The organism is Streptomyces sp. P17, assembly GCF_032436805.1.
In the GTDB taxonomy this organism is placed as follows: domain Bacteria; phylum Actinomycetota; class Actinomycetes; order Streptomycetales; family Streptomycetaceae; genus Streptomyces.
Genome location: NZ_JAVRBF010000005.1, coordinates 130,829 through 155,353, shown reverse-complemented (window position 1 = coordinate 155,353; position 24,525 = coordinate 130,829). Strand labels below are relative to the sequence as shown.

Annotated in this window: 28 protein-coding genes and 2 pseudogenes; 15 read left to right on the top strand and 15 right to left on the bottom strand. The window is 70.4% G+C overall.

The window, feature by feature from the left end:
* Positions 1-169 precede the first annotated feature (169 nt).
* Together RMT89_RS05000 and RMT89_RS04995 are read left to right on the top strand one after the other, a co-directional pair.
* Positions 170-619 carry a hypothetical protein gene (locus tag RMT89_RS05000; RefSeq protein ID WP_315882674.1) on the top strand — a complete coding sequence of 150 codons (450 nt, stop codon included), beginning with the start codon at positions 170-172 and terminating at the stop codon, positions 617-619.
* A gap of 114 nt (positions 620-733) precedes the next feature.
* The gene (locus tag RMT89_RS04995) at positions 734-1,411 is read left to right on the top strand and encodes a class F sortase (RefSeq protein ID WP_315882673.1); all 678 of its coding nucleotides are present in this window, start codon (positions 734-736) and stop codon (positions 1,409-1,411) included.
* An 86-nt stretch (positions 1,412-1,497) separates the two neighbouring features.
* Here RMT89_RS04995 and RMT89_RS04990 read toward each other — a convergent pair whose 3' ends face one another.
* Positions 1,498-2,847 (bottom strand): ferredoxin reductase family protein, encoded by a 1,350-nt coding sequence (locus RMT89_RS04990; protein ID WP_315882672.1) that lies wholly within the window; start codon positions 2,845-2,847, stop codon positions 1,498-1,500.
* 392 nt (positions 2,848-3,239) lie between these two features.
* Between RMT89_RS04990 and RMT89_RS04985 the strand changes: the two are divergent.
* A pseudogene (locus RMT89_RS04985) lies at positions 3,240-4,006 on the top strand (FAD-dependent oxidoreductase).
* 18 nt (positions 4,007-4,024) lie between these two features.
* Here RMT89_RS04985 and RMT89_RS04980 read toward each other — a convergent pair.
* Positions 4,025-4,147, bottom strand: a complete 123-nt coding sequence (locus RMT89_RS04980) for a hypothetical protein (protein ID WP_315882671.1) — start codon at positions 4,145-4,147, stop codon at positions 4,025-4,027.
* Positions 4,141-4,347: a hypothetical protein gene (locus RMT89_RS04975; protein ID WP_315882670.1), complete on the bottom strand. Its 207-nt coding sequence runs from the start codon at positions 4,345-4,347 to the stop codon at positions 4,141-4,143. The genes RMT89_RS04980 and RMT89_RS04975 overlap by 7 nt, the downstream gene beginning before the upstream one ends.
* A 361-nt stretch (positions 4,348-4,708) precedes the next feature.
* Here RMT89_RS04975 and RMT89_RS04970 point away from each other — a divergent pair, with 361 nt between their 5' ends.
* On the top strand, positions 4,709-5,284 hold the full coding sequence (locus RMT89_RS04970) for a dihydrofolate reductase family protein (protein ID WP_315882669.1): 576 nt from the start codon (positions 4,709-4,711) through the stop codon (positions 5,282-5,284).
* 48 nt (positions 5,285-5,332) lie between these two features.
* Here the strand turns inward: RMT89_RS04970 and RMT89_RS04965 are convergent, their stop codons facing one another.
* Positions 5,333-6,025 carry a type III effector protein gene (locus RMT89_RS04965; protein ID WP_315882668.1) on the bottom strand — a complete coding sequence of 231 codons (693 nt, stop codon included), beginning with the start codon at positions 6,023-6,025 and terminating at the stop codon, positions 5,333-5,335.
* Positions 6,026-6,162: 137 nt separating this feature from the next.
* On the opposite strand from RMT89_RS04965, the gene RMT89_RS04960 reads away from it, so the two are divergent.
* Both RMT89_RS04960 and RMT89_RS04955 read left to right on the top strand, forming a co-directional pair.
* Complete coding sequence (locus tag RMT89_RS04960; protein WP_315882667.1) at positions 6,163-6,600, top strand: Hsp20/alpha crystallin family protein; 438 nt, start codon at positions 6,163-6,165, stop codon at positions 6,598-6,600.
* 362 nt (positions 6,601-6,962) lie between these two features.
* The gene (locus RMT89_RS04955) at positions 6,963-7,397 is read left to right on the top strand and encodes a DUF2267 domain-containing protein (RefSeq protein ID WP_315882702.1); all 435 of its coding nucleotides are present in this window, start codon (positions 6,963-6,965) and stop codon (positions 7,395-7,397) included.
* A gap of 83 nt (positions 7,398-7,480) precedes the next feature.
* Here the strand turns inward: RMT89_RS04955 and RMT89_RS04950 are convergent, their stop codons facing one another.
* Positions 7,481-8,221, bottom strand: coding sequence for a VOC family protein (locus RMT89_RS04950; RefSeq protein WP_315882666.1), 741 nt, complete (start codon positions 8,219-8,221; stop codon positions 7,481-7,483).
* A 152-nt stretch (positions 8,222-8,373) separates the two neighbouring features.
* On the opposite strand from RMT89_RS04950, the gene RMT89_RS04945 reads away from it, so the two are divergent.
* The 3 genes from RMT89_RS04945 (at position 8,374) to RMT89_RS04935 (ending at position 10,572) form a co-directional block, all read left to right on the top strand.
* Positions 8,374-9,147 (top strand): DUF1963 domain-containing protein, encoded by a 774-nt coding sequence (locus tag RMT89_RS04945; RefSeq protein WP_315882665.1) that lies wholly within the window; start codon positions 8,374-8,376, stop codon positions 9,145-9,147.
* A gap of 379 nt (positions 9,148-9,526) precedes the next feature.
* Entirely contained in the window at positions 9,527-9,739 is a 213-nt protein-coding gene (locus RMT89_RS04940; protein ID WP_315882664.1) for a hypothetical protein, read from the top strand.
* A 185-nt stretch (positions 9,740-9,924) separates the two neighbouring features.
* Positions 9,925-10,572 carry a DUF4232 domain-containing protein gene (locus RMT89_RS04935; RefSeq protein ID WP_315882663.1) on the top strand — a complete coding sequence of 216 codons (648 nt, stop codon included), beginning with the start codon at positions 9,925-9,927 and terminating at the stop codon, positions 10,570-10,572.
* Positions 10,573-10,608: 36 nt separating this feature from the next.
* Here RMT89_RS04935 and RMT89_RS04930 read toward each other — a convergent pair.
* Positions 10,609-11,073 (bottom strand): annotated as a pseudogene (locus RMT89_RS04930) (MFS transporter); the annotation flags it as partial.
* An 11-nt stretch (positions 11,074-11,084) separates the two neighbouring features.
* Here RMT89_RS04930 and RMT89_RS04925 point away from each other — a divergent pair.
* A complete protein-coding gene (locus RMT89_RS04925; protein WP_315882705.1) occupies positions 11,085-11,279 on the top strand; it encodes a hypothetical protein in 195 nt (64 codons plus the stop codon).
* Between the two features lie 10 nt (positions 11,280-11,289).
* Here RMT89_RS04925 and RMT89_RS04920 read toward each other — a convergent pair whose 3' ends face one another.
* Positions 11,290-12,084, bottom strand: coding sequence for a hypothetical protein (locus RMT89_RS04920; protein WP_315882662.1), 795 nt, complete (start codon positions 12,082-12,084; stop codon positions 11,290-11,292).
* A gap of 203 nt (positions 12,085-12,287) precedes the next feature.
* Here RMT89_RS04920 and RMT89_RS04915 point away from each other — a divergent pair, with 203 nt between their 5' ends.
* Both RMT89_RS04915 and RMT89_RS04910 read left to right on the top strand, forming a co-directional pair.
* The gene (locus tag RMT89_RS04915; RefSeq protein ID WP_315882661.1) at positions 12,288-12,950 is read left to right on the top strand and encodes a HEAT repeat domain-containing protein; all 663 of its coding nucleotides are present in this window, start codon (positions 12,288-12,290) and stop codon (positions 12,948-12,950) included.
* Between the two features lie 6 nt (positions 12,951-12,956).
* Positions 12,957-13,955, top strand: a complete 999-nt coding sequence (locus RMT89_RS04910; protein ID WP_315882660.1) for a HEAT repeat domain-containing protein — start codon at positions 12,957-12,959, stop codon at positions 13,953-13,955.
* Between the two features lie 17 nt (positions 13,956-13,972).
* On the opposite strand, the gene RMT89_RS04905 is transcribed toward RMT89_RS04910, so the two are convergent.
* From RMT89_RS04905 to RMT89_RS04890, 5 genes are all read right to left on the bottom strand, one after another.
* Positions 13,973-14,812 carry an endonuclease/exonuclease/phosphatase family protein gene (locus RMT89_RS04905; protein WP_315882659.1) on the bottom strand — a complete coding sequence of 280 codons (840 nt, stop codon included), beginning with the start codon at positions 14,810-14,812 and terminating at the stop codon, positions 13,973-13,975.
* A gap of 391 nt (positions 14,813-15,203) precedes the next feature.
* Positions 15,204-15,575 (bottom strand): hypothetical protein, encoded by a 372-nt coding sequence (locus tag RMT89_RS04900; protein WP_315882658.1) that lies wholly within the window; start codon positions 15,573-15,575, stop codon positions 15,204-15,206.
* A gap of 112 nt (positions 15,576-15,687) precedes the next feature.
* A complete protein-coding gene (locus tag RMT89_RS04895) occupies positions 15,688-15,921 on the bottom strand; it encodes a DUF6480 family protein (RefSeq protein WP_315882657.1) in 234 nt (77 codons plus the stop codon).
* A complete protein-coding gene (locus RMT89_RS45860; RefSeq protein ID WP_399497594.1) occupies positions 15,918-16,202 on the bottom strand; it encodes a hypothetical protein in 285 nt (94 codons plus the stop codon). The genes RMT89_RS04895 and RMT89_RS45860 overlap by 4 nt, the downstream gene beginning before the upstream one ends.
* A 6-nt stretch (positions 16,203-16,208) precedes the next feature.
* Positions 16,209-17,729, bottom strand: a complete 1,521-nt coding sequence (locus RMT89_RS04890; protein ID WP_315882656.1) for an FAD-dependent monooxygenase — start codon at positions 17,727-17,729, stop codon at positions 16,209-16,211.
* A 492-nt stretch (positions 17,730-18,221) separates the two neighbouring features.
* Between RMT89_RS04890 and RMT89_RS04885 the strand changes: the two genes are divergently transcribed.
* Positions 18,222-19,241 (top strand): sigma-70 family RNA polymerase sigma factor, encoded by a 1,020-nt coding sequence (locus RMT89_RS04885; protein ID WP_315882655.1) that lies wholly within the window; start codon positions 18,222-18,224, stop codon positions 19,239-19,241.
* 108 nt (positions 19,242-19,349) lie between these two features.
* On the top strand, positions 19,350-20,240 hold the full coding sequence (locus RMT89_RS04880) for an SDR family oxidoreductase (protein ID WP_315882654.1): 891 nt from the start codon (positions 19,350-19,352) through the stop codon (positions 20,238-20,240).
* On the opposite strand, the gene RMT89_RS04875 is transcribed toward RMT89_RS04880, so the two are convergent.
* The 3 genes from RMT89_RS04875 to RMT89_RS04865 all read right to left on the bottom strand — a co-directional run bounded on the left by RMT89_RS04875 (position 20,241) and on the right by RMT89_RS04865 (position 23,137).
* Positions 20,241-21,770 carry an FAD-dependent oxidoreductase gene (locus RMT89_RS04875; protein WP_315882653.1) on the bottom strand — a complete coding sequence of 510 codons (1,530 nt, stop codon included), beginning with the start codon at positions 21,768-21,770 and terminating at the stop codon, positions 20,241-20,243.
* Between the two features lie 54 nt (positions 21,771-21,824).
* Positions 21,825-22,451: a TOPRIM nucleotidyl transferase/hydrolase domain-containing protein gene (locus RMT89_RS04870; RefSeq protein ID WP_315882652.1), complete on the bottom strand. Its 627-nt coding sequence runs from the start codon at positions 22,449-22,451 to the stop codon at positions 21,825-21,827.
* A gap of 74 nt (positions 22,452-22,525) precedes the next feature.
* Complete coding sequence (locus tag RMT89_RS04865; protein ID WP_315882651.1) at positions 22,526-23,137, bottom strand: hypothetical protein; 612 nt, start codon at positions 23,135-23,137, stop codon at positions 22,526-22,528.
* Between the two features lie 217 nt (positions 23,138-23,354).
* Here RMT89_RS04865 and RMT89_RS04860 point away from each other — a divergent pair, with 217 nt between their 5' ends.
* Positions 23,355-24,524, top strand: a complete 1,170-nt coding sequence (locus RMT89_RS04860; protein ID WP_315882650.1) for a sensor histidine kinase — start codon at positions 23,355-23,357, stop codon at positions 24,522-24,524.
* The last annotated feature ends 1 nt before the right edge of the window (position 24,525 follow it).

Sequence of the window (24,525 nt, the reverse complement as noted above, 5' to 3'; positions counted from 1 at the left end):
GTCAGGCCAAAGCCTGACGCCCTGACAGGCAGCCGGCGGTCCGTCACCCGGCGGGTCGCCCCAAGTGGCGGGCGACGGGTTCCGCGCTGACCGTGGATCACGTCGAGGCGGGATCGGATCCAGTTGATACAGCGTCAGCCACCCGCCCGTCGGCAGAAAGGGATCTCAGATGCGTTCTGCACGCACACTGCTCGCCATCGCAGCGGCATCGGCCGCCCTCGCTCTCAGCGCTCCGGCCGCCTACGCCGTCGAACCGGACGGTGACCAAGAGGACTCCTCGTACAGCAAGGACCAAGGCAACGGCCAGGACTACGGGGCCGACAGCGAGGACTCCTGGAGCGGCAAGAAGGACGAGAAGGAGGACTCCTCGAGCGGCAAGCAGGACGAGAAGGAGGACTCCTCGAGCGGCAAGCAGGACGAGAAGGAGGACTCGTGGAAGGGTGACAACGAGGAGAACTCCTGGAAGGGCGACTACGACAAGCCCAAAGGCGGCATGCGCACCGGAGGCGGCGCGCTGGACGCGCCGACAGTGACCGCGGGCGGGCTGGCGGTCCTGGCGGTCGCCGGCACCGGCCTGTACGCGGCACGCCGCCGCAAGACCGCCACCACCGCGGCCTGACCATGCCCGACGCGATAGCCACCGCGGCCGCCACGCGCGTGCCGCGTGGCGGCCCCACGGCCGCCCATTACCCCGACCGCATTCCTGCCCCGCCCAGGTGAGGTGGACTCCCCCATGACGACTCGTCCCTCTCCCCGCACCGACGCCGATACGACCCGGCCGCAGCCCAGTTTCCGCGGCGGCGTGCTGGTCATGGCAGGCCTCGCCCTCACGGTGCTGGCCATGACTGTCTTCAGCGACGACGAGTCGTCCAGCACGCCCAGCACGCCGCCTTCCGCACGGACTTCCACATCAGCGCCGCCGGCAGGCCAGCCGGCGCATCATCCCGCGCGCAAGCACCTGCCCCGGTCCAAACCCGTACGGCTGCTCATCCCGAAGATCTTCGTCGACGCCCCCTTCACCGAACTGGCGATCGGCCGCTCAGGGCAACTCAATCCGCCGCCCGCGGACGACACCAACCTCGTCGGCTGGTTCGCCAAAGGTCCCACCCCCGGAGAAGCGGGAACGGCCGTCGTCGCCGGACACGTCGACACAGCCACCGCACCCGCCGTCTTCGCCAACCTCGCCGATCTGAAGAAGGGAGACGTCTTCCACGTCAAACGCGCCGACAAACGCAGGGCGTCCTTCGTCGTCGACAGTGTCGAGACCTTCGCCAAGGACGACTTCCCCGACAAGCGGGTCTACGCCGACACACCTGAAGCCCAAATCCGCCTCATCACCTGCGCAGGCAACTACGACCGCGCCGTCAAGGACTACACCGACAACCTCGTCGTCTTCGCCCACCTGAAATAGCACGCACCCCACCGTCGGGTGCCGTCGTATCCAGACGCGCTTCGCAGCGGCCCGCTCTGCTGAACGAGCGGGCCGCCTTTTCCGTGTCAGGCGAGGCCGAACCTCTCGGCGTGCACCTGTCGCGAGGGGACTTGCAAGTCGCGCAGGCCGGAGAGCACCGCCGCGGTCATGGCGGGCGGGCCGCAGACGTACACGTCGCGTTCGGTGATGTCGGGGACCAACTGGTGCAGAGTGCTCGGGCCGAACGGCGGGACGCCGTTCTCGCCGGTCCTGCCGGTCCTGCCGGTGAGCAAGTGCAACCGTCCGCCCTGGTGCGCAACCAGGTGGCGCACCTCGTTCAGCAGCACTGCGTCGGCCTCGCTGCGCACTCGGTACAGCACGACGACATCGCCGGTCGTCTCTTCCTCCAGCATGGCCCGCACGGGCGTAATTCCCACGCCGCCGGCGATCAGCAGGGCGCCGGGCCGGGTCCGGTGCAGCGAAGTAAAGGCCCCGTACGGCCCTTCGACGAAGGCGCGGCTGCCGGCCGGGACGTTGCGCAGGCCGGCGCTGCTGGCGCCCACGGCCTTCGCCGTCAGACGCAGTCCCTGTCCGCCTGGTGCCGCGGACAGGGAGAAGGGGTTGGCGATCCACCAGTGGTTGTGCCCGGTGAACCGCCAGATGCAGAACTGGCCGGCCCGGGCGGGGAACTTGTCGAGGTGCCGTCCGGTCACGTACACGGAGACCGCGTTCAGCGACTCCGGCACCACGGCCACAACGCGGAACCGGTGGTAGGCGTTGCGCCACAGCGGCACGGCGACCCGCCCGGTCAGCAGCGCGCCGAACGCGAACAGCCACAGAGCCCACCAGTAGGCCGTGGCGAACGCGGAGGACGTGAACGTGGTCGTCTCCTGCAACTGGTGGACGAACGCCAGGCCCAGGGCGACGTAGAGCAGCAGGTGCAGTCCGTGCCACACCTCGTACTGCAGTCGACGCCGCACGGCCCGGGTGGAGATCACGGCGATCACGACGATGACGGCCGCGGCGAGCATGCCCAGCAGGGAGGCCGGAACCCCGCTCAGTGCGACGAACGTCTTCCCCATGGATGTGTCGTCGAGTGTCGCGTAACCGAGGACCACCAAAGTGGCGTGGGTGAGGACGGTCCACAGCAGAGTGAAGCCGACCCAGCGATGCCACACCGTGAGCCGGTCCATCCCGATGCGACGGTCCAGCCACGGCAGCCGGGCCACCAGCAGCAGTTGAAACAGGATCAGCAGGGCCGCGTGCAGTCCGAAGAACTTCGCGACCGTGAGCACGTCGTTCTTGCCTTCACCGGCGCTGAGGAACAACGCCTCGACGACCGCCACGTTGACGAGAACAAATGTCCACATCACCCAGCGCGCCGCGTCCACCGGAAGCACGGTGCCAGTCCGCACCGTGTTGCTCGTCGCCATCATGGTTGCCCCCCATCCCCCGGGCCGCATAACGCATGGCCCATGTGCACAAACCCCATGAAGACCGAGAAATTCGGCCGAATGCGAACCTCGATCGGGTAAGGATACGGCGCACCGGCCCGATCCGTTCATGCCGGAACCGCCCATCTGACCACCATGTGTGGCGCTCGGCGGCTGCGGCCCCCGCGGGCGAACATGCCGGGCAGGCACCCAGCACGGGGGCCGGCAATGCCCGGCGCGCCCGGCATCATCCACCGCGAGCGGCGGACGCCCGCCCGCGGTCCCTCAAATGGGGTGATCTCCCCTACATACGGTCGGTCCCTTGATGGGTTGGCCGACGGAACGGGACAAGTTATCGGCGAAGGCCAGTCCATCCGACGGAGGAGAAGCGACCCATGGTCGAACAGGACGAGCGATTCGATGTCGTAGTACTCGGAGCCGGTCCCGGTGGCTACGTCGCCGCCGTCCGCGCCGCCCAGTTGGTCCTGCGGGTCGCCGTCGTCGAAGAGAAGTACTGGGGCGGCGTCTGCCTGAACGTGGGCTGCATCCCCACCAAGGCCCTGCTGCGCAACGCGGAACTGGCCCACATCTTCACTCATGAGGCGCAGACCTTCGGCATCAAGGTCGACGGGCAGGTCTCCTTCGACTACGGCGAGGCCTTCCGCCGCAGCCGCAAGGTCGCCGACGGCCGCGTCAAGGGCGTCCACAGCTGATGCCCGCGCACGCGGCCGAGGCCATGGGCACCATCGCCGCCGAGACCATCGCCGACGCCGAGACCATGGAGCTCGACTACGCCATGATCCCGCGGGCCATCTTCTGCCAGCCCCGGATCGCCGGCTTCGGCTACACCGAGGCCCAGGCCCGCGATCTCGGCTACGACGTCAAGGTGGCCAAGTTCCCGTTCACCGCGAACGGCAAGTCCCACGGCCTCGGTGACACCACCGGCTTCGTCAAACTCATCAGCGATGCCACGCACGGCGAGCTCATCGGCGGCCATCTGATCGGCCCGGACGTCACCGAACTGCTGCCGGAGCTGACCCTGGCTCAACAGTGGGATCTCACCGTGCATGAGGTCGCCCGCAATGTGCACGCCCACCCCACGCTGAGCGAGGCGGTCAAGGAGGCCGTGCACGGCCTGGCCGGCCACATGATCAACATGTGAGCACGCTGGGATCGCACCTCAGCTGATCCGCCAGGGACGGAGCTGCTCGGAGTTTCTGACCGCCCAGATGCGCCTGATGCGGTCGCCCGCGATCTCGAACGCGAACATCGTCGAGAGGTTGCCGTCCTGCTGCCTCACCAAGCCGGGCAGGCCGTTGACCGTGCATGCCAGGAGCGTGGTGCGGTCGCCCGACGCACGGCGATCGTGGCGTAGGCGCGCGCGATCTGCTCACTGCCCACGATCGGGTGCAGGTGGCTGACGGCAAGCCCGCCGCCGTCGGCGGTCGCGACGGCGGCGGGGGCGAGCAGGCTGATCAGCGCGGCGATGTCCTTGGCCTCCACGCTGTTCTGAACTGCCCGACGATGCCGGCCTGGTCGGCGCTCGGGCCCGCCGGGCTCCGCGCCGTGCGGATGCGCCGGCGGGCGGACGAGGCCAGTTGGCGGCACGCCGCCGGAGAGCGGCCGACGATCTCCGCGACCTCGCCGAAGGGGCAGCGGAAGACGTCGCGCAGGACGAATGGCCCGGCATCACCTCAAGGGCGATGATCGAGGTCAGAGCAGGACTCAGCAGCCATTCCCCATCCCGCTGAAGCGGGGCGCCCCCTGGCCAGGTCCTGATGGGTATGACGACGGTCGCCGCAGCCCGCCCAGGGAAGATCGCCGGTCTGCCCCATCCCGATCATCCGCAGCCGAGGAGGACACCATGACCGCTACCTATACCTTCGACGTCTTTTCCAGCCTCGACGGCTACGGCGCCGCCGGCGGCGACTGGACCGGCTACTGGGGCAAGCAGGGCCCCGAGTTGCTGGCCCACCGCCTTGACTTGTACGGCGCGGAGCAGCGGATGGTCTTCGGAGCCAACACGTACCGGGCGTTCGCGCAGATGCTGGCGTCGAGCACCGAGGAGTCCGAAGTGCGTGACCCATGGGTCACGCGGATGAGAAACCTGCCGGCAACGGTGGTGTCGAGAACGCTGGAAGGTCCTCTCGACTGGCCGAACGCGACCGTCGTGAGCGGTGACGCGGTCGACGTCGTTGCCCGGCTCAAGGAGGAGTCCGAAGTGCCGTTGCGCTCGCACGGCAGCCTGTCGCTGAACAGGGCGCTGATGGCCGCCGGCCTGGTCGACCGCTTGCAGGTGACGCTCTTCCCTGTCATCACCGGTCGGACCGGGCTGGACCCGGTCTTCCGGGATGCGGCCGACTTCGACCTGGAGCTGATCGAGAACCGGACGCTCGACGGTCACATCCAGGAGCTGATCTACCGGCCCACCCTCCATTGACCTCTGCGGACGGGAAGACCGGTCGGCGGCTGCGGTCGCGGTTCGGATTCAGCGGCCGTCGGCACCCCGGCGCCGTTCGTGGCTGGCATGGCGCAGCCGCTCGGTGTGGCCGGTGATGGTGTCGATGTGGGCGGCGAGGTCCGCGTGGGCGGAAGGGAGGTGGGGGCGGGCCGCTTCGAGGGGGGCGAGGAGCCGGGCGGCGTCGTTGTCCGCGAGGGCCTGGTTCAGGCGGCTGATGGTGGGGTGGGCGGCGGCGGGGAGGTCGGGGAGCGCTGTGATCTGGCCGGCGAGGCGGCGGAGGCCTGCGGCGTTCGCGCGGGCCCAGCTGGTGACGGAGCGGTTGGCGGCGCGGTGGTCACGCGTGGCTTTCACGCGCTGCTCACCGGTCGTGCCGGCGGCTCCGGGGCGCAGTCGCAGATAGCGGCGCTCCGCTGCCTGGCGGCTGGTGACGCCGAGGGGGTGGGCGAGGTCCGCCCAGCTCGCTCCCGCCTCCCGGGCCGTCTCGATCAGGTCGGTCTCCCAGCCCGCGAGCCGCTCGCGTACCTCACGCAGCAGGAGAAGAGAGGCCAGAACCTGTTCGGGACCAGGGGCAGCGTCGGTGCCGTGCGGCGCGTCGGCTCGCTGGTCGTGGGCGGCGCGCAGGGCTTCGTCGATGGCGCTCAAAGCTGCGGCCGCCGCGAGAAAGGAGGCGGGGCCGGTGCCTTCGGGCAGGTCGGTTCGGGTCCGGTCGGCTGCGGTCACGGCACGATTCCTCCAGGCGAAGGGGCTGTCACCCTTTCGACGACATCGAACTTGTCAACGTTTCGATGACATGCTACAACGAGAGACAGGTGAAGCGCATTGGCACATATCGCCACAAAACCTGGAGGTGTTCACCGATGTTGATGCGCACTGACCCGTTCCGTGAGCTCGACCGTCTTACCCAGCAGCTCCTCGGCACGCCCGGCACCTGGTCGCGGCCGACCACGATGCCGATGGACGCGTACCGCGAGGGTGACGAGTACGTGATCGCCCTGGATCTGCCGGGTGTCCCGGCTGACGCCATCGACGTGGATGTCGAGCGGAACATGCTGACCGTGAAGGCGGAGCGCCGCCCGGTCGCCAAGGCCGAGGACGCACAGATGGAGCTGTCCGAGCGTCCGCTCGGTGTCTTCTCCCGGTCGGTCATGCTGGCCGACACACTCGACGTCGATCGCATCAAGGCCGACTACGACGCAGGTGTCCTGACCCTGCGCATCCCGATCGCCGAACGCGCCAAGCCGCGCAAGATCTCGATCGGCACCGGGGACACCGGGCACAAGGAGATCAGCGGCTGACCCGCGGGCCCGACCAGGGCCACAGCCGACGTGCCCGTCGGACGACAGGGCACCGCCGGTCACATCGGCACCAACATGCCCGGACCCCGCGCGCGGAGGGCTCACCCCCTCCCCTCCAGCCCCCTCCGCGCGCGGTCCGGCCGACACGGGGAAAGCCTGGGGTTCATGGGAGGCGGTCGTCACCGCTGCCGGGGCGTAGGCGCATGCGGCGGACCTCCCCCAACTCCCCCTTGACTACGACCTCTTGTCCGGCCACTCCACGTTGTCCGGCCACTCCACGCCCTCATGAGCCGCGGCGCCTGGCCCCGTGACCGGCCCGCAGCACCGGCCTCTCAACCATCAGAAAGGTGATCCAGCCACCGATGTTCCCCGAGCCCGCACCAGCCCGGCCCACGCCCGCCATGTCCTACGACCAGATGCTGGAGAAGGTGAGGTATGAAGGCGCGTATCCCACCCGCGAACGAGCCGCGGAGGCCGTCAACCTCGTGCTCGCCGCACTGGGACGGCAGCTGACCGGCGACGAACGCGTCGAACTCGCCGCGAGACTGCCCCTGGAGGCAGCCCGGACCTTCACTGCTCAGATCCCTGGCACCCAGAACCTCACCGGCTGGGGCTTCGTGAAGGACCTCGCCACCCGGAGCGGCGGCACCCAGGCCACCGCGCGCTGGGACGCCGGAACCGTCCTCCAGGTGGTCGCCCACCTCGCGGGCCGCGACCTCCTCGCCCGCATCATCGCCCAACTCCCCACCGGCTTCGCCCTTCTCTTCGGCCAAGCCGAACTGACCCCGGCGGCCTGAAACGACCGGCCAATCCGCCGGGCCCCGCCCATGGCCGCGGCCCGGCACCCCAGTCGCACCCGGCGTACCGTCCGGACTCCGCGTCAGTGCAAGGCGAGGACGCAGAACTCGTGGCCCTCCGGGTCGGTCAGGCACGTCCACGCGACGTCGCCCTGGCCGAGGTCGAGGTCGGCGGCGCCGAGGGCCCGCAGCCGGGCCACCTCCGCTGCCTTGTCGTCGCCGGGGTACGGCAGCAGATCAAGATGGACGCGGTCTGGCACGGTCTTCACGTCGGGCGTGCGGAGGAACTCCAGGTACGGGCCGACACCCTTGGCGGAACGCAACACCGCCTGTTCGTCAGTGACTTCGTGCACGGTCCAGTCCATCGCCTCGCCCCAGAACCGGGCCATGGCCCGCGGATCCGCGCAGTCGACCACCACCGCGGCGATCGGCCCGGTGTCCCGGTAGATCTCCCGAGGTTCCAGCACACAGAACTCGTTGCCCTCCGGGTCGGCGAGGACCGTCCACGGCACGTCGCCCTGCCCCACGTCGGCGGGCGTCGCGCCGAGAGCGTTCAGGCGCGCGACCAACTCCGCCTGATGGGCCGCAGAGGTGGTGGCCAGATCGAGGTGCACACGGTTCTTGGCCGTCGTCTTGGGTTCCGGCACGGGCACGACGTCGATGCCGACGACGACCGGGTCCGGCCACACGAGTCCGCCGGCAGGGCCGACGTACGTCGTCACGCCAGGGCTGTACGCACTCCAGCCGAGCGCCTCCGCCCAGAACCGGCCGACCGCCGAGGCATCAAGAGCCTTGATGATCACGTGAACAGGTCGCAGTGCCATGCCGGCGATCCTATGTGCCCGCTCTGCAACGACATCCGCCGCCTCACTCCTCCACACTGCGTCTGCACGCGCCGGTCCGCGCGCGGAGTGAGCCGCCAAGTGCCGTAGGCGAAGGCCAACATGAGGGGATCAGCAGGCCCTAGGGTCGTCCCATGACCGACACGCGAACCGTTGACGAGACCCCGGCGGCGAGGGCCGCCCGCTTCCGCGCGGAGGCCGCCGCACGGGGGATTCCGGCAGCCGAGGTGGAGGCGTACATACGCACCGCCCGCCCGGCGATCTACCTCGCGGAAGACGGCCCCGGCCCCGTGGTGGCGCTGACCGGTGGGAACCCGCCGCTGCCGGAGGGCGCCCCCGCGCCGACGACGGCGTTCGTCGCGGCCGTCGACTGCGCGGCCCTGCCGCCCGGGGCAACGGACCTGCCGTTGCCCACCGAGGGCCGACTGCTGTTCTTCGCCGACCCCGACCCGGGCAGCGGGTACGTCACCGCTGACGCGGTGCGGTACATCCCGGCCGGTACGCCGTCGGCCGGGCGACCGAGCGACCCGGCCACGTACCACCCGGCGCGGCTGGACTTCTGCTTCCACCAGTGGTCGTGGCCGTACCGCGACGAGGACGACGACGAGTCGTCGCAGCGGGCCGCCGAGCTGGAGTCCGCCTGGTCTCACGTGGTCGGCTGGCGCCCGCGCTGGCGCTTCCAGCTCGGCGGTCTGCCGAACCTCTTCAACTGGGACCCTGTCGAGGCGGCCCAGGACGACGTGCCGCTGCCCCTCGCGGACGGCGACGAATGGACGCTGCTGGCGACCTGGCGCGGCGATGACGACTGCGAGGAGCTGGAGGCGGGCCTCTTCCACTGGGTGATCCGCCGCGCCGACCTGGCCGCCCTCCGCTTCGACCGGGTGTATGTGTACGTCGACGCGTTCTGAGGCACCTGGACATGGGCTCGATTTGCGCGGGGGTGGCGCTGCCCGATCCGGCGCGTCCCGGCAGCAACTCGTCGATCACCAAGGGCCCAAGTGCTCAATCGTGACGCCGTACAGCTCCGCCAATCGCTGGGCGATCAACGAGCTCGCGGACCGGTTCATTACTTTCGGTGCAGCCTTGGATGGTTGCCAGGGCGATGGCCACCGCGCAGACCGCGGCTCGTCATATGGCTCTCGGCATGGCGTCCATCTGACACCAGGTCACATCAGCAGCGGAAGAGCAGAAGGATGAACTGGCAGTCAGCCGACGGCTGGTGGTCCGCCAGGCGCGCCCCGGTCCGACAGGTGGCCTCCGGAGGCAGTGTCACGGTGTGGGGAGCGCTTGGGCCGTGTGGGATGCCTGGGCGGCGTCATCTCCCCGCACACCGTCCGCCACCACCTCAAGACCGTCTACGCCAAGGCCGGAGACTCCAGCAGAGGTGAGCTGGTCGCCCGCCTGTTCACCGAGCATCACTGGCCCGCCCTTCCGGAACCGGCACCGATCCAGCGCCCGGGCCGGCTGCCTGCCCATGCACGGGTGCCCAGCCGACGCTGACCGGTCCCCGCTGACGTCCCGCAGCGGACGCAGCTGCCGCACCGTGAGGTGCTGACTGTGCCGTGCATCGCTGTCGCAGTGTCACAGGCGTGTCCGAATACGGCTCTCACTCGATGTGAGCAGGCGGAAGCATCTCTCCCATGCGGCACGATCACCGGGACATTCCGACTCCCGGGGGACTTCTCATGGCTCACGCAGCTCGTTCACGCCGTACCACCGCCGTACTGGCCGCTCTCTCGCTCGGCATCCTGGCACTGACCGCATGCGACAGCGAAGCCGAGAAGGACACGGCCGCTCCGAGCGCGACAGCCAACCCGTCCAATACTGGTACGGACCAGGGCTCCGACACGCCCCCGACCAACGGCCCGGATGATGACAGCGGTGGCAGCACCCCGCCGCCGTCGGAGGCCGGGGCGGACGACGACCAGGACGGCGGCGTAGGGATGTGCGAGACAACCGACTTGAGCTACAACGTCACCGTCGCGTCCAGGCCCGTCAACCACGCCTTGCTGACCGCTGTGAACAAGGGCAGTGACCCCTGTCTGCTGCCGGCGAACGAGCTGGTGATCACGATTCCGGAACTCGACGGCGCCGCCGAGCACATGGGACCCGACGGTAAGGACTGGATTCTCAAGGCCGGCGAGAGCGCCTACGCCGGGATCATGTTCTCGCGCGCCGACACCGCGGGCGGCAAGAGCGCCGACCAGATGGAGGTGGCGCTCTCCGCCTCCGGGAGCCCTACGACGGTGTCGATCAGCGGTGGTCCCGTCACGGTCAACGACGGCCAGGTCACGAGTTTCTTCGGCACCGCTGAGGACGCACTCACGTACTGAGTGCTCCGCACGGGCAGTTCGCGGTCCTGGAAGCCCTCACGCGCGCGGGACCGGCGTCTCTGGTGGATCGGGAAGCGTCCGTCCCAGGCGGGCGAGTGGGGACAGGGCCATCAGGGCCGGCGACAGCAGCATGCCTGCGGCTGTTACGAGCAGGCTGGTGCGTGTCCCCCACACGTCCCCGAGAAAGCCGCCGAGCAGCGAGCCGAGCGGGGTCAGGCCCATGCCGACAAAGTTGATCGTCGCGGCCGCGCGGCCTTGCATGCCGTCCGGAGTGACCGTCTGCCGGACGGCCATGACCGTGACATTCACCAGCTGGCTGAAGGTCCCGGAGACGAAGTTGACCGCGAGGAGGGCGCAAACCGTCACCGCGGAGGAGCCGCGCAGTGCAGGCACCAACAGGAACACGCCGTCGCCGGGTGCTGCCCCGGACACGAGCACAGCGCCATATCCGAAGCGGCTCGGCAGGCGGGCGGCCAGCAGCGCGCCCGGCCCCGTCGCCGCTCCGCCCGGCCGTGCCTTGGCTGACGGACGTGCTCCAACTGGACCTTGGCCTTCTGCGGGCGCAGCTCGACCGCTCACCCTGCACCGTCGCTCTCAGCACGGACCCCACCGCGCTGCTGACGGACCTGGGAGCCGGCCGCCTGCCCGTGGCCCCTCGCCAAGGCCGGTTCCGGGTACAGCTCGTCGACGACGGCGCACGTGTCTGACCTTGCGCTTTCATGAGGCGGAGTCCGAGAGTTGATCAAGAAGGCGGGAAGCCTCGAACTGCGCCTGCCGAACCCCCGGCTGACCAGCGCTTTCCGAGGTCAGGGCTTCATGTAGTTCACGGGATTCGAGCAGTCTTCTTGGACGCCGTTCTCCAGCGCGCAGACGGTGATCTTGATCCGGTCGATCCCGCCGGGGAGGTTCGTGTCGCCAATGGAGCAGGACGTCGGTGTCCCAGCCCGGCAGGGGGTGTCGTACGAGCTCCCACTCCAGGTACTTGTTGTAGGGGCGGGGGCGGCGGTCAAGGGTGAAGAGCAGTTCGAGCAGATAGCGGATGCTGTCGGCGGCGTCGAGGCGAGCGGCGAGAGGCCGGCCGTCGCGGTGGTTTTTGAGGGAGCGGTAGAGAGAGTTGGCGTAGGCGTCAAGCCAGCCGCGGGAGTCCTGGAATGCCTCGTCCGCGTTCAGGCGGGCCTTGTCGGCGAGGATCTGGGCGATGTCTCCGTCGAGGCGGTCGAGGAGGATGTGGGCACGGGCGAGGGCGTAGCGTTCGAAGCCGGGCATTCCGGCTGCGCGGAACTGCGTGAGCGAGACGATGACGAGGTCGAGGTCGGCGGTGCGGTGGCCCCCGAAGCGGGTGAGGTCGGTCGGGGCGTCGTCGGCGATGATCACGTACAGGTCGTGATCGGAATGGCGCGTGATCATGCCGTCGTGGGCTCGGGAGCCTTTGAGGACGAGGCCGACGACGGCTGAATCAGCGGTGGCGAGTTCGACGAACGCGTCGTAGGTGAGTGGCTGCTCAGCAGTCATGGTGGGGATCTCCGGTGAGGTGATGACGGGTATGTCTGCCGGGGCCGCCCCGTGACAGGAGACGCCCCGCACCGTCTGCGGCTGCACATGGCCGCCGCCCGGAGGATCAACGCACAGCTGGACTCTAACGCCTGGCCGGCCGTTCGGCGGCTTGACCTTGACACCGTGACAAGGCCTTCACTGTGGCCAAGGAGGTGCTCTCCATGTCCCCAGAGAACACGAACACGATGGCAGCGCTCCAAGGCCTGCAGAACAGCAGCTCAACGGTGCGGCTCAGAGCGGCGCTGGCGGTCGGTACGGCTCCCGACCCCCGATGCGTGGACGGGCTCATTGCGCGATGCGCGGTTGAGCCTGAGTTTTATGTGCGGGACATGCTCACGTGGGCGCTCACCCGGCATTCAGCGGAGATCACGGTCCCGAAGCTGATCGATGAACTCCGTTCGGACTGTGCGCAGGCACGAAGTCAGGCCTTGCACACCTTGTCCAAGGTCGGCGACCGGCAGGCCTGGCCGGCGATCACACGTGCGCATCTGACCGACGCCGACGACGAGGTGGCGCAGAGCGCTTGGCGAGCTGCCGTCATACTCGTGCCCGAGGTTGAGAAGCCCGAGCTGGCCGAGGTACTGGTGACCCAGCTCGGCCGCGGTGGACGGGAAACGCAGTTGAGCCTGAGCCGGGCGCTGCTCGCACTCGGTGAGGTGGCCGAGCCTGCTGTGCGCGTCGCGACGACGCATCGCGTCGTTCGTGTGCGGCAGCACGCCATCGCCACGGAGCGGCTGTTGCGCCACCCGGATACCGCATTCGAGTTCGCGCTTGAGGAGGCGAAGCGCATCGTAGCCCTGGGTCCCAGCGGGCAGGAGGAGTGAGCAGCGGTGTTGATCGGCGATGTGGCACGGCGGTCCGGGGTCAGCGCTCGCATGCTCCGGCACTATGAGTCACTCGGCCTGGTGCGGCCCACAGGACGTACCTCGACCGGCTATCGCGAGTACTCCAGCGCGGACATCCAGAGGATCTTCCATATCGAGAGCCTGCGGTCGCTGGGACTGTCGCTGCGCGATGTCGGGCGCGCCCTGGATGATCCCGGCTTCCGGCCCTCGGCGCTGGTCGCCGACCTGATCCGCCAGACACGGGAACGCCTCGCGCGGGAGACGGAGTTGCTCCGGCAGCTCCGTCGCATCGATGCCGCGGAGCCCACCGGTTGGGAGGACGTCCTCCAGACCGTCTCCCTCCTCCAGGCCTTGGGCTCGGAGAGCGCGGGGAAGCGCCAGCGCGCGGCCTTGTCCTCTGTCGAGGAGGTTCCGGTGCCGGTGGAGGCTCTGGTCGACGCCGCGTTGAACGAGACGGAGCCGAACGTCGCCGGAGCCCTTCGATGGGCTCTGGCTCAGACCGGTGATGAAGGACTGGCACTGCTGGCGGAGGGCCTGGGCTCGTCGGAGGCCGAGGTTCGCAAGCGTGCCGTCCAGGCCGTCGCCGAGATTCCGACCGCTGCCGCGACCGCCCTGCTCCAGGACGCCCTCGCAAGCTCCGACCTCGTGGTCCGCAGGTGCGCGGCGCTGGTGCTGGGAGCACGGGGAGTGGCGGACTCGATCCCGACTCTCATCGACATGATCGCCGATGAGGTGAGCGACGTCGATGCCGCTGATGCGCTGAGCACGCTGGCCAGTGAGCCTTCGCCGGCGGAGACGATCGCTGCCGGCCTCGTCGACCGTCTGGGCGGCGCCGCCGGCTCCGGACGTCGACGTCTCGCCCAGGCGCTCGCGGACATCCCCGGCCCTACGGCGTCGCGCGCTCTGGCGGAACTGGCAGGCGACGAAGACCGTACCGTCGCGCTCACCGCGACATACATTCTCAAGCTGCGCGACTCACGCTGATGCCCCCAGCCGGTCCGTTACGTGGATGCCAGGTCGGTCTGCAGCATGGAGTGGTCCGAATACGGGCTGGGTTGCACGCGGTGATTGAGCGGGGCCATGCCGCGCAGGAAAACGTAGTCGAACTTGCTCTGCCATTCGGTCGTCGGCTCGCAGGTGCCGACGGGCGAGGGGTGGCACTCGGGGTCGACATCCGCGGCCACTGCCCATATCGGGGCGAGTTCGGGGGCGTCCGGTACGGCGTTGAAGTCACCGAGGACGATGGCGCGGTCGTGCCGGGCGACGGCGGCGGCGAGTACGGCCGTCTGGTCGGCTCGGACCTGTTCCTGACGGCGTTCGGCGAGGTGTGTGTTGAAGACCCGGACGAGCCGGCCGCCCACGCGGGTGGTGACTGCCATGTATCCGCGGTCTTCGGATCCGCCGTCGGGGTACTCCACGTTGACGTGGTCGGTCATCGGTGCCGCCGAGAGGATCGCCTGGCCGTAGGCCCCCGGACGCCATGGCGCTCCCCCGCAGCGGCCCCAATTCCGAAGCACCGTCCCGTACTCGACGTGGTACACCAGCCCGTACACGCTCTCCAGGTAGTCCCGGATCCTCGCGACGTCGCGCGCGCAGGCTTCTTGCAGGCCGATGACCTGGGGTGCGTACGTGGCGATCTCCGCTGCCCGGTCGAGGTTGCTTTCCTCGCAGGGGTTGCAGAGGTTCCACGTCATGACCCGGTTCGGTACGACATCGCTCTCGGCGTCGGCGGGCAGTGGCCTGCCGATGGGGGCACCGCTTGGCGCACTGGGGCCGACGAGCACCGCACAGGCCACGACTACGGCGCCCGCGAGCAGCCGCGTGCCCCTTTCGAGCACCATCGCCTCCTGACTGTGGATACACAGGGCAACTGACGTCTTCCTCCACGAGATTATGCGACGGGGTTGCCGGCAACACCTGCTTTTGGATCTTTACCGGGCGTGCGAGCCACGGCCCGGTGTCCGTCGTGCAGCAGGTCGGGGGCCAGTCGGCGGTGCTTCTTGGCCAATGCAGAGGAGGAGGGCAGCCCCTATCACAGGGAACCCGGGCCGGGGCGGGCCCTGTTGAGAGCCTCCGGCGGCTCGGCCACCGCAACCAAGGGTGTGGGGGGTTTACCCCGGGGGCGCTGGGGCACTCGTTGCGTGCCTGAGTGGCCGCGGGAACGAGGCTGCGGGCACGGTGGGACCCGTGCCCGCAGCCTCAACGTCTGCGCCAGGCATGCAGTTTGTGGTCTCACTCCCCCACTTCACCTGCCGGCGGCAGTTGTTCGTCGGGCACGACGTTCACCGCGGCCTCCTCCGCACCCCTCGCCGCGTCCTCGGCGGTGTCCGTCCCCGCGCCCTCGTCCGCGTCCGGCGCCGTCACGTCGGGTACCTCCTGCTCCAGCCTCTCGTCGAGGGACTCGCCCTCGTGTTGCTCGGACGCCGTGGTGCCTGTCCTGGTGACACTCATCGGCTCGTCCGGCGGGGAGTAGCCGTCGTCGAGCATGTCGTCGTACGTGCGCTCGTCCACCGCGTCCTGAAGGTCCAGCGGAGCGGCGTCCTCCTGCTCCTCGTTGCTCCCCGTGGGCTGATAGACGTCGTCCGCCATGTGCTCGTCGCTCATCTTCGCCTCCTGGGGTCGGATTCCTCGGGGGTCGGATTCCTCGGGGTCGCCGACGGCCGGGTTCCCCTCAGGCCTGCTGGAAACATTCGGGCTTCAGCCTTATCGGGCCTGGTCACAATGCCAGTGACAGCGCGAAGGCGAGGAAGAACGCCGCGCACAGTACGACGACGATCATGATGATGAGCAGCGGGCCCTTGGCCCAGCCCTTCGCCGGGTTGTAGCTCTCCTGCGGGCCGGCCCAGGGTGTGCTGCCCTCTGCGGGCGGTGTCTCGCCGGGCGGCACGCTGCCGCCGGGCTCCAGACCGGGGGTGCTGCGCGGGTCCGGATCAGGATTCTTCTCGTTCATTTCTCGTGCCTCTCCGTGGGGAGACCGTGGTCCTGGACTCCAGGGCGATGAGGCCTTGCGCTCGCCGAGTACCCGCGCCTGGGCGGCTCCAAGACACGACTTCGGGGAGGCCGTGGGTGGGCGGCACGGCGTCGTGCGGTCTCGCTGCGGCAGATCCACACGTCCTGCCAGGGCGGCGGAATGACCAGCGCCCGGATCCGGTCCGGCTCTCGAGGACCGCGCAGGCCTTGTCCTCCGGCGTGGGTTGCTCCCCAGTACCCCGAATCGGGGTGCCTGAACAATCAGGCTCACCCCGACCGGGCTGCGTCCCGGTCCGGCGCTGTGCACCAGTGGTCCAGCGCGGCAGTGAGGTCCCGTCGGCGGTGGTCGCGGTCGGGCTCGTCGGTGGCCCAGGCGACGTAGCCGTCCGGGCGTACGAGGATCAGGGGAGGTACGGCCGCGGCACGGCTGTCCGCCACGGCGTGGACGTCGACCGCGTCCGCCACCCGGCCGTCGAGCGCAGCCGTCTCGGACGGGTCCGCCGTCAGCAGGACGAACCTCCCCGTCCGCAACGCCTCGTACAGCCTGTTCGCCCCTCCCGCACCGGACAGCGGCAGGTCGGGCGCCCGTGCCCCGGCCGACGGATGAGCGTGCGGCCCGGCCTCGTAGCGGATGGCGATCCCGGACAGCGCGCCCGCCACCTTGTCCACGACGGGTCCGGCATGGAGCACGGTCCTGCCGACGAGTCCGCGCACGGCCCGCAGGGGCGGCGTGCGCAGGAGGACGACCCGGACCAGCGTCCCGGTCCTGCGTATCACCGCCTGCCCGACGGGATGGCGCTCGGCTTCGTAGCTGTCCAGCAGGGCGTCGTCCGCGCGGCCGCGTACGACGGCGGCCAGTTTCCAGCCAAGGTTGAAGGCGTCCTGCAGCCCGGTGTTCATGCCCTGCCCGCCGGCGGGCGAATGGGTATGGGCCGCGTCACCGGCCAGCAGGACCCGGCCCTGGCGATAGTGCGGGGCCTGGCGCTCGTCGTTGTGGAAGCGCGACAGCCAGCGGGCGTCGTGCATGCCGTAGTCGGTGCCGAGCGCGCGGCGGGTGTCCTCGCGCACCTCCTCCAGCGTGGCGGGCGCGTCGTCGGGCAGCTGGCGGTGCCGGTACCAGGTGATGACCCGGTACCAGCCGTCGCCGAAGGGCGCGATGAAGGCGAAGCCGTCGCCGGTGCCGTTGACGGTGAGTACGTCCGTCGGGGGCTCGGCGAGTTGTACGTCGGCCAGAACCAGCGAACTCATCACCGAGGAACGGCCGATGAACGGCAGTCCCACCGCGCGGCGAACGGTGCTGTGCACTCCGTCGGCGCCGACCAGGTACGGGGTCCGCTCGGTGCGCACCGTCCCGTCCGGCCCGCGCAGTTCGGCCTCGACCCCGTCGGCGTCCTGCCGCAGCGAGACCAGCTCGGTCCCCCACCGCATCCGCACGCCCACCGCCTCGGCCCGCTTCCGGAGCACACGCTCGGTCTCGTACTGCGGAGTGACCAGGACGAACGGGAATCGGGTGGGCAACCGGGTCAGGTTCAGGTCGGCCGCGCCGAAGATCCGGATACTGTCGACCGTCACGCCGCCGGCGACGAGTTCGTCGGCCGTCCCCCTCGCGTCGAGGGCTTCCAGGGTGCGGGCGTGGATGGCGAACGCCCGGGTCAGATTGGACTCGGTGTGCCGCCGCTCCACGAGCGTCGTGGCGACGCCGGTCTGGGCGAGTTCTGCGGCGAGGAGCAGTCCGGTGGGGCCGGCGCCCACCACCAGAACGTCCGTGTCCGGGGCCTTGTCGGTCATCTCCGGTCCTCCGCCCGGTCCGACGCGCACTGCATGACGCGACCGTCGCTACGGCCTCGTGGCCGATTGCCCTCACGGCCCGTCCATAAACTCGCCGGGCAGGGGATGCGGCGGCCGAGCCGGGTGGGGAATGGCGGGACTCATACGGTGTCGTGGTCGCGTCGAGGGCTGCCGTCGGGCGCGGGGGCGAAGCGGGTCGCGACGCGGCGGCCGCCGGTCCACCGGCCGGCGTCCGTCACTGGTGATCCCGGCCCGCGGGCCGGGCGCGTCCGGCAGCCGGTACACGGCGCCCGCCTCGGGTGTGCCGTCGGGCCAGGCCGTGTCCGCGCCCGGCCGCAGGGCGTACGGCGGTCCGAGGCCCACCGAGCACCCGGCAGGCGCACGCCCTGTGCGTGAGCCAAGGCGGCGAGGGGCCCGGTTCGTCGTGGGCTCCTCGGGTACTCGGAGAGCCCGGTGATGGAGGGGACTGAGACCGGACGAAGGGCCGTGAGGATGTCTTCCCTGACACAGACTGCCGCGCTGGAACCCCGGGTGAGCCGCGGCGCTTCCACCCGCTCCGCACGTGCGCGCGGCCGGGTGCCGGAGCCCGACGAGGAGCCGGATCTACTCGGCCAGTATCTGACCCAGATCGCGGCGACCCCGCTGCTCACCGCGGAGGGCGAGGTACGGCTGGCCCAGCGCATCGAGGCCGGAGTGCGAGCCGCCGAGGAACTGGGCGAGGCCGACGCCTACGAGCGGGAGCTGGCGCCGGAGCGGCGCCAGGACCTCGATGCGGTCGCCCGCGACGGCACGGCCGCCAAGGACCACATGATCCGGGCCAACCTCCGGCTCGTGGTGGCGATGGCCAAGCGGCACGCCCACCGGGGTGTGCCCCTGCTCGACGTCATCCAGGAGGGAAACCTGGGGCTGATCCGGGCGGTGGAGAAGTTCGACCACACCAAGGGCTTCAAGTTCTCCACGTACGCGACCTGGTGGATCCGCCAGGCGATCGAGCGAGGCCTCGCCCAGCACGCCCGGGCCGTACGGCTGCCGATGCATGTCGTGGAGGAGCTGCGAAAGCTCGGCAAGATCGAACGGCGTCTGCGGTTCGATCTGGGGCGTGAGCCCACCGCCGAGGAAGCGGCCCAGGACAGCGGCTTCAGCGTGGACCGGGTCGGCTGGCTGCGCCGCGTCGGGCGCCAGGCCGTCAGCCTGGACACCCCGGTCGACGAGGCCGGTGAGACGGTGATCGGCGACCTCATCCCCGACACCGAGGTGCTGCAGGCCGCGAACGTCGCCGAGTACCAGGCACTCGCCCAGGACCTGAGGAAGGCCATCGGCACCCTCGCACCCCGCGAGGCCATGATCCTCAGCCTCCGCTACGGCCTGCACGACGGGGAGCAGCGCACCCTCGAACAAGTCGCACGGCACGTCGGCCTCACCCGCGAGCGCGTACGCCAGCTGGAGAAGCAGTCGCTGGCGCGGCTGCGGGAGCCCGAGACGGGGCAGCGGCTGCTGGCGTGGGCGAGTTGAGCACCGGACCCCGGTCATCGACCCCGGATCAGCCCGCGCCCCTTTCAGGCGGCAAGAGGCGGGGAACTCGGTCACCGTTCATGCCCGCCCAGCGGTCAGGAGGCCGTCGTGACCGATCCGCAGCACACCCAGCAGAACCCGGCCACCCAGCACCCGCGCCCCGACTTCCCCCCGCAGGACCAGCCCCACCCCGGGTGGACCGGGCCGATGGACCCGCCGCCCGATCACGGTGAGGAGAGCTACCGCGGTGCCGGACGCCTTGAGGGCCGCAAGACCGTCATCACCGGCGGCGACTCCGGCATCGGACGGGCGGTGGCCCTGGCCTTCGCCCGGGAGGGGGCCGATGTGCTCTTCACCTACCTTGAGGAGGAGGCGGACGAGGCCCGCGAGTCCGCCCGGCTCGTCGAGGACGCCGGCCGCAAGGCGGTCGCCGTCTCCTGCGACATCCGCGAGGAGGACAACTGCCGGGCCCTGATCGAGCGCGCGGTCGGGGAGTTCGGACACATCGACGTCCTGGTGAACAACGCCGCCTACCAGATGTCCCAGCCCGAGGGCATCGAGGCGATCACGACCGAGCAGTTCGACCGGGTGATGCGCACCAACCTCTACGGCATGTTCTGGCTGACGAAGTTCGCGCTGCCGCACATTCCCGAGGGTGGCAGCGTCATCAACTCGACGTCGGTGCAGGCCTACAAGCCCAGCCCGCATCTGCTGGACTACGCGACGACGAAAGGCGCGATCGTCACCTTCACCCAGGGACTGGCCCAGATGCTCGTCGACCGTGGCATCCGCGTCAACGCGGTCGCACCGGGCCCGGTGTGGACGCCGCTGATCCCGGCGACGTTGCCCGACACCGTCGAGTTCGGCAAGCAGAGCCCCCTGGGGCGCCCGGCGCAGCCCGCGGAACTGGCTCCGGCGTACGTCTATCTCGCCTCCCAGGAGGCCGGCTTCGTCACGGCGGAGATCCTCAACGCGACGGGCGGCACACCACTTCCGTAGTCAGAGGTCGCGTTGCTCCAACGGCCGCAGAGCCGGCCCTTGGAGCACGCGGCCCTGCGGGTCGAACCGGGAGCCGTGGCAGGGGCATTCCCAGGCCCGTTCCGCGCGGTTGAAGGCCACCAGACAGCCCAGATGGGTGCAGCGCGCGGAGACGGCGTGCAGTTCGCCGTCGTCGTCGCGGTGGACGGCGCTGCGCTGCCCGTTCACATGCACCACGGCTCCGTCGCCCGGGGCGATGTCCGTCACCGCCGGACCCGACGGTGACGGCAGGCGGTCACCGACGAAGTGCCGTGCCACCTGGGCCTGGTGCTTGAGGAACTCGGTGCCTTCCCTTACGACCGAGGCCACGCGCCGGGGATCGTACAGATCACTCCACGGCGACTTCCCGCCGGTGACGAGCGTGCTCAGCAGCTGACCGGCCATGATGCCGCCGCTCAGCCCCCAACCGCCGAAGCCGGTGGCCACGTAGACGTGACGGCTCGCGGGATGCAGTGGGCCGACCAGGGGGACGGAGTCGGTCGGGTCGTTGTCCTGTGTAGCCCACCGGTGGGTGAAGGTGAGCCCGCCGAAATGCCCCTCCGCCCACTCGGACAGCCGCCGGAAGCGTTCCTCGACGTCACCGCCCGTGCCCGGGGTGAAGTGCTCGCCGGTCACGATGAGCAGCCGTTGTCCGTGCGCGTACGGGGCGCTGCGCAGCGAGCGCGTGTTCTGCTCGGGGGTGATGTACATGCCGCGGGGGGCCGTCTCGGCGGGGACCGGGGCGGCAACGACCAGTTCGCGGCGGGGCGAGAGCCGGGTGAAGAGGAGGGCCCGGTCGAAGACGGGGTAGTGGGTGGCGACCACGACTGCGTCGGCGGTGACCTTCACACCGGTCTCGGTCGTCACGACGCTCGGTTCGCCCTCGGTGAGGCCGACGATCCGGGTCCCTTCGTGGATCAGTCCGCCGCGGCGCCGAATGCCGTCGGCGAGCGCCAGGAGGTACTTGCGCGGATGGAACTGCGCCTGGCCCGGGAGCCGGATCGCGCCGGCGACGGCGAACGGCAGCTCGGTCTCCGTCACGAACTCGGCGGGCAGCCCGGCCGCGCGGGCCGCGTCCACCTCCGCCCGCAGTTCCTCCACGCGGGCGCTGTCCTCGGCGTAGGTGTACGCCGCCGTCTCCTCCCACTCGCAGTCGATGCCGAGTTCCTCCACGATCCCGGCGGCACACCGGATCGCGTCGGACTGGGAACGTGCGTACTGCTGAGCGCCCTCCGGGCCACGGGTGCGGCGGAGCCGGTCGTAGACGAGCGTATGCAGAGCGGTGAGCTTGGCGGTCGTGTGGCCGGTGACTCCGGCCGCGATCCGCCCGGCCTCCAGCACGGCGACGCTCCGGCCGCGTCGGCACAGCTCCCAGGCGGTACTGAGGCCCGCGATGCCGGCCCCGACGACGGCAACGTCGACGGACAGGTCCTCGACCAGCTCCGGAAAGGGATCACCGGGCGGTGCGGTCTGCAGCCAGTACGACACCTGAGGGACTTCCTGTCGGTTCATGGACACCGAGTTCCACGGCCGGGCCAGGTCACACGGTGCCCTCGACGTCGGGTGCTACCGAGCCGCGAGGCCGGCGAGCAGGCCCTCCAGCGGGGCCGGGACGCGGTCGGCGGTGAGGGCCTCGACGAGGACCCGGCCGTAGTGGATCTTGCGGCCCTTCTTCGTTCCGAGGAAGCGCTTGAACTGCTGGTGGGGGGTGCGGCCCTGCTGTGCGGGCTGACGCAGGAAGGTCCGCAGTGCTCGGAAGTCGCCTTCCGCCCGGACGAGCTCCGCCACCCGTGGCACGCCCAGCGCGCGGATCAGCTCGTCCTCCAGGTCCGCGGCACAGACGTAGAAGTCCTGCTCTGTCGCACCGGCCTGCGTGAAGCCGCGGGCGTAGTAGGGACGTTCCGCCTCGTCGCACAGGCCGGCGAGAGCAAGGCCCAGGCCGGGTGCGCCGAGGAGCCGGGCGTAGCGGCCGACGCTCATCGCACCGCCGATCGACAGGACGCAGATCCCTTCGGCCGCCAGGTCCCGGCCGCGACGCTCGGCCAGCGCGCTGACCGCCGCGACGTCGCTCAACCCTTCGAGCAGGACGGCCACCCGGACGGACAGCGACGCCGCCACATCATGCGCGGGCTCGCCGGGGCCACCCGCCGCCCACGCGGTGACCGCGTCCCGGAACGCCCCCATGTCAGCCATGGGAGGAGTCTCGGGCCGTTCCGGCCACAGCGCGAGGGAATTTCCCCGGGTGTCTCGATCGGCGCCGGCCGCCGTCACCGAACGGGAGCGGCCGCCCGGTGCACGGCAGTGTCCGCCGACCGCACCCACCCCCACAAGGACAGCGAGAGCCACGTCACCGACGCGCCCGCGAACACATGGACGAGGCTGGTGAACACCGAGTCGGGCAGCGGCGCGACCAGTGCGAGCGCGCCCAGCATCACGGCGTACCCCCACGAGGGCACCTTGGGACAGAGCCCCGTGCGCACCATCGAGAGCCCGAACAGCGCGGTGCCGACGGCGAACACGACCGCGCTCCCGAGCAGCGCTGCCCGGGCCGTCCCGCTCAGCACCTCCTCCAACGTGGCGTCGTCGAGGCCGAACAGCGCCATGTTCAGCGTGAACGCCGCACCCCCGAACAGCCCGAGGCCGATGAGGTTCACGGCGTACGCGATCGCGCCCCCGCGACCCGCCTCGCCGTGCTGGCGCAGGTGCAGGGCGACGAGCAGCGGCGTGGCGAAGGCAGGTGAGACGCCCAGGACGAAGCTGGTGGCGGTGGTCTCGCCGGTGAAGGCCTCGATGGCGCCGGGCAGTGCGATGAAGAGGCCGGACAGGATTCCGCACACGGCACCGAAGCGGAAGAACGAAGGGGCAGGGGCCAGCAGCATGACGGCACACTCCGAGGACGACGGTTCCCGCAGTTCAGCGGGACACGGCGAATGTAGGAGCGGCCCGGGGCGGGCCGTGAGTGCCGGCCGTCCAGTCCTCGCGGCCAAAGGTCATATGACGTTCGGCAGGGTCCGCGGCGGGGCCGGTCCACGTAGCCTGGGGCGGGGAGGGGCGATGGCGACACTGGGGATGAGCGGCCACAGTACGAGCTCTGGCATGGGCGCCACGGACACCGGCCCCGTGCCCGCCGGTCCCTCCCGTCCCGTTTCCTGGGTAGCGCCGCTCCTCTACCTCGCCGTCCTCATCGCGGGCCTGACCGCCGCCGCCCACACCAGCTCCCTCGCCACTGCCCCCACCGCCGCCTTCGTCGCAGGCATCCTCCTGCTCCTCCTCCTGGAGAGCGGACCGCTCCGCCCGCCCCTGGCCGTGCTCGCCGCCCGGCTCGTCCTCATCGTCGCCGTCGCAGCGCTCGACGAGTCGGGCCTGTCCAGGGCGCTGCTCGTGCTGGTCCCCTTCACCGCGTACTTCGCCTTCGGCCGCACCGCCGCACTCGCCCTGACCGTCTGCTGCGTGGCCGTGGTCCTTGCTCTCTACACGCTGTCCGAGCCCGCCTGGTACGCCGACCCGGAGTACGTCTCCGACCTGCTGATGCTGCTCATCGGCCTGGTCCTCGCCCTGTCCATGGCCGCGGTGGCGATCGGCGAGCAGCGGGGACGGGCCCGGCTGGAGGAGTACGCGGCACGGGTCGCCGAACTGTCGGCCACCAACGAGCGCAACCGGCTCGCCCGCGACATCCACGACGGTCTCGGGCACCATCTCACCGCGATCGCCGTCCAGTTGGAGAAGGCCGCCGCCTTCCGCGGCCACGATCCGCACACCGCCGACCAGGCCGTGGCGGACGCCCGCCGCTCGGCGGGGCTCGCCCTCGACGACGTACGGACATCGGTACGGGCACTGCGTGATGACCATGCCGCGCCCTTCCCGCTCCCGGCCGCGCCGGCCGATCTCGTACGGGAGCTCAATGACGGCCGGATCCAGGCGACCTTGCAGGTCGACGGCGAGCCGTACGAGGCTCTCGGCCCCGACGGGACGGCGCTCACGGCCCTCTACCGCGCCGCCCAGGAAGCGCTCACCAACGTGCGGCGGCACGCGGATGCGCGGCACGTGACCGTGTCCCTGACGTTCGGCGCGGACAGCGCGCGTCTCGTCGTCGCGGACGACGGCCGCGGGTTCGAGCCCGGCGCCGTCTCCCAGGGGTTCGGGCTGCTCGGCATCCAGGAGCGGGCGCGGCTGCTCGGCGGCACGGTCGGGGTCGACAGTGCACCCGGGGCTGGTACGCGTATCACGGTCGAGATCCCGCGCGCCGTACCGGAGAGGGACGCATGAC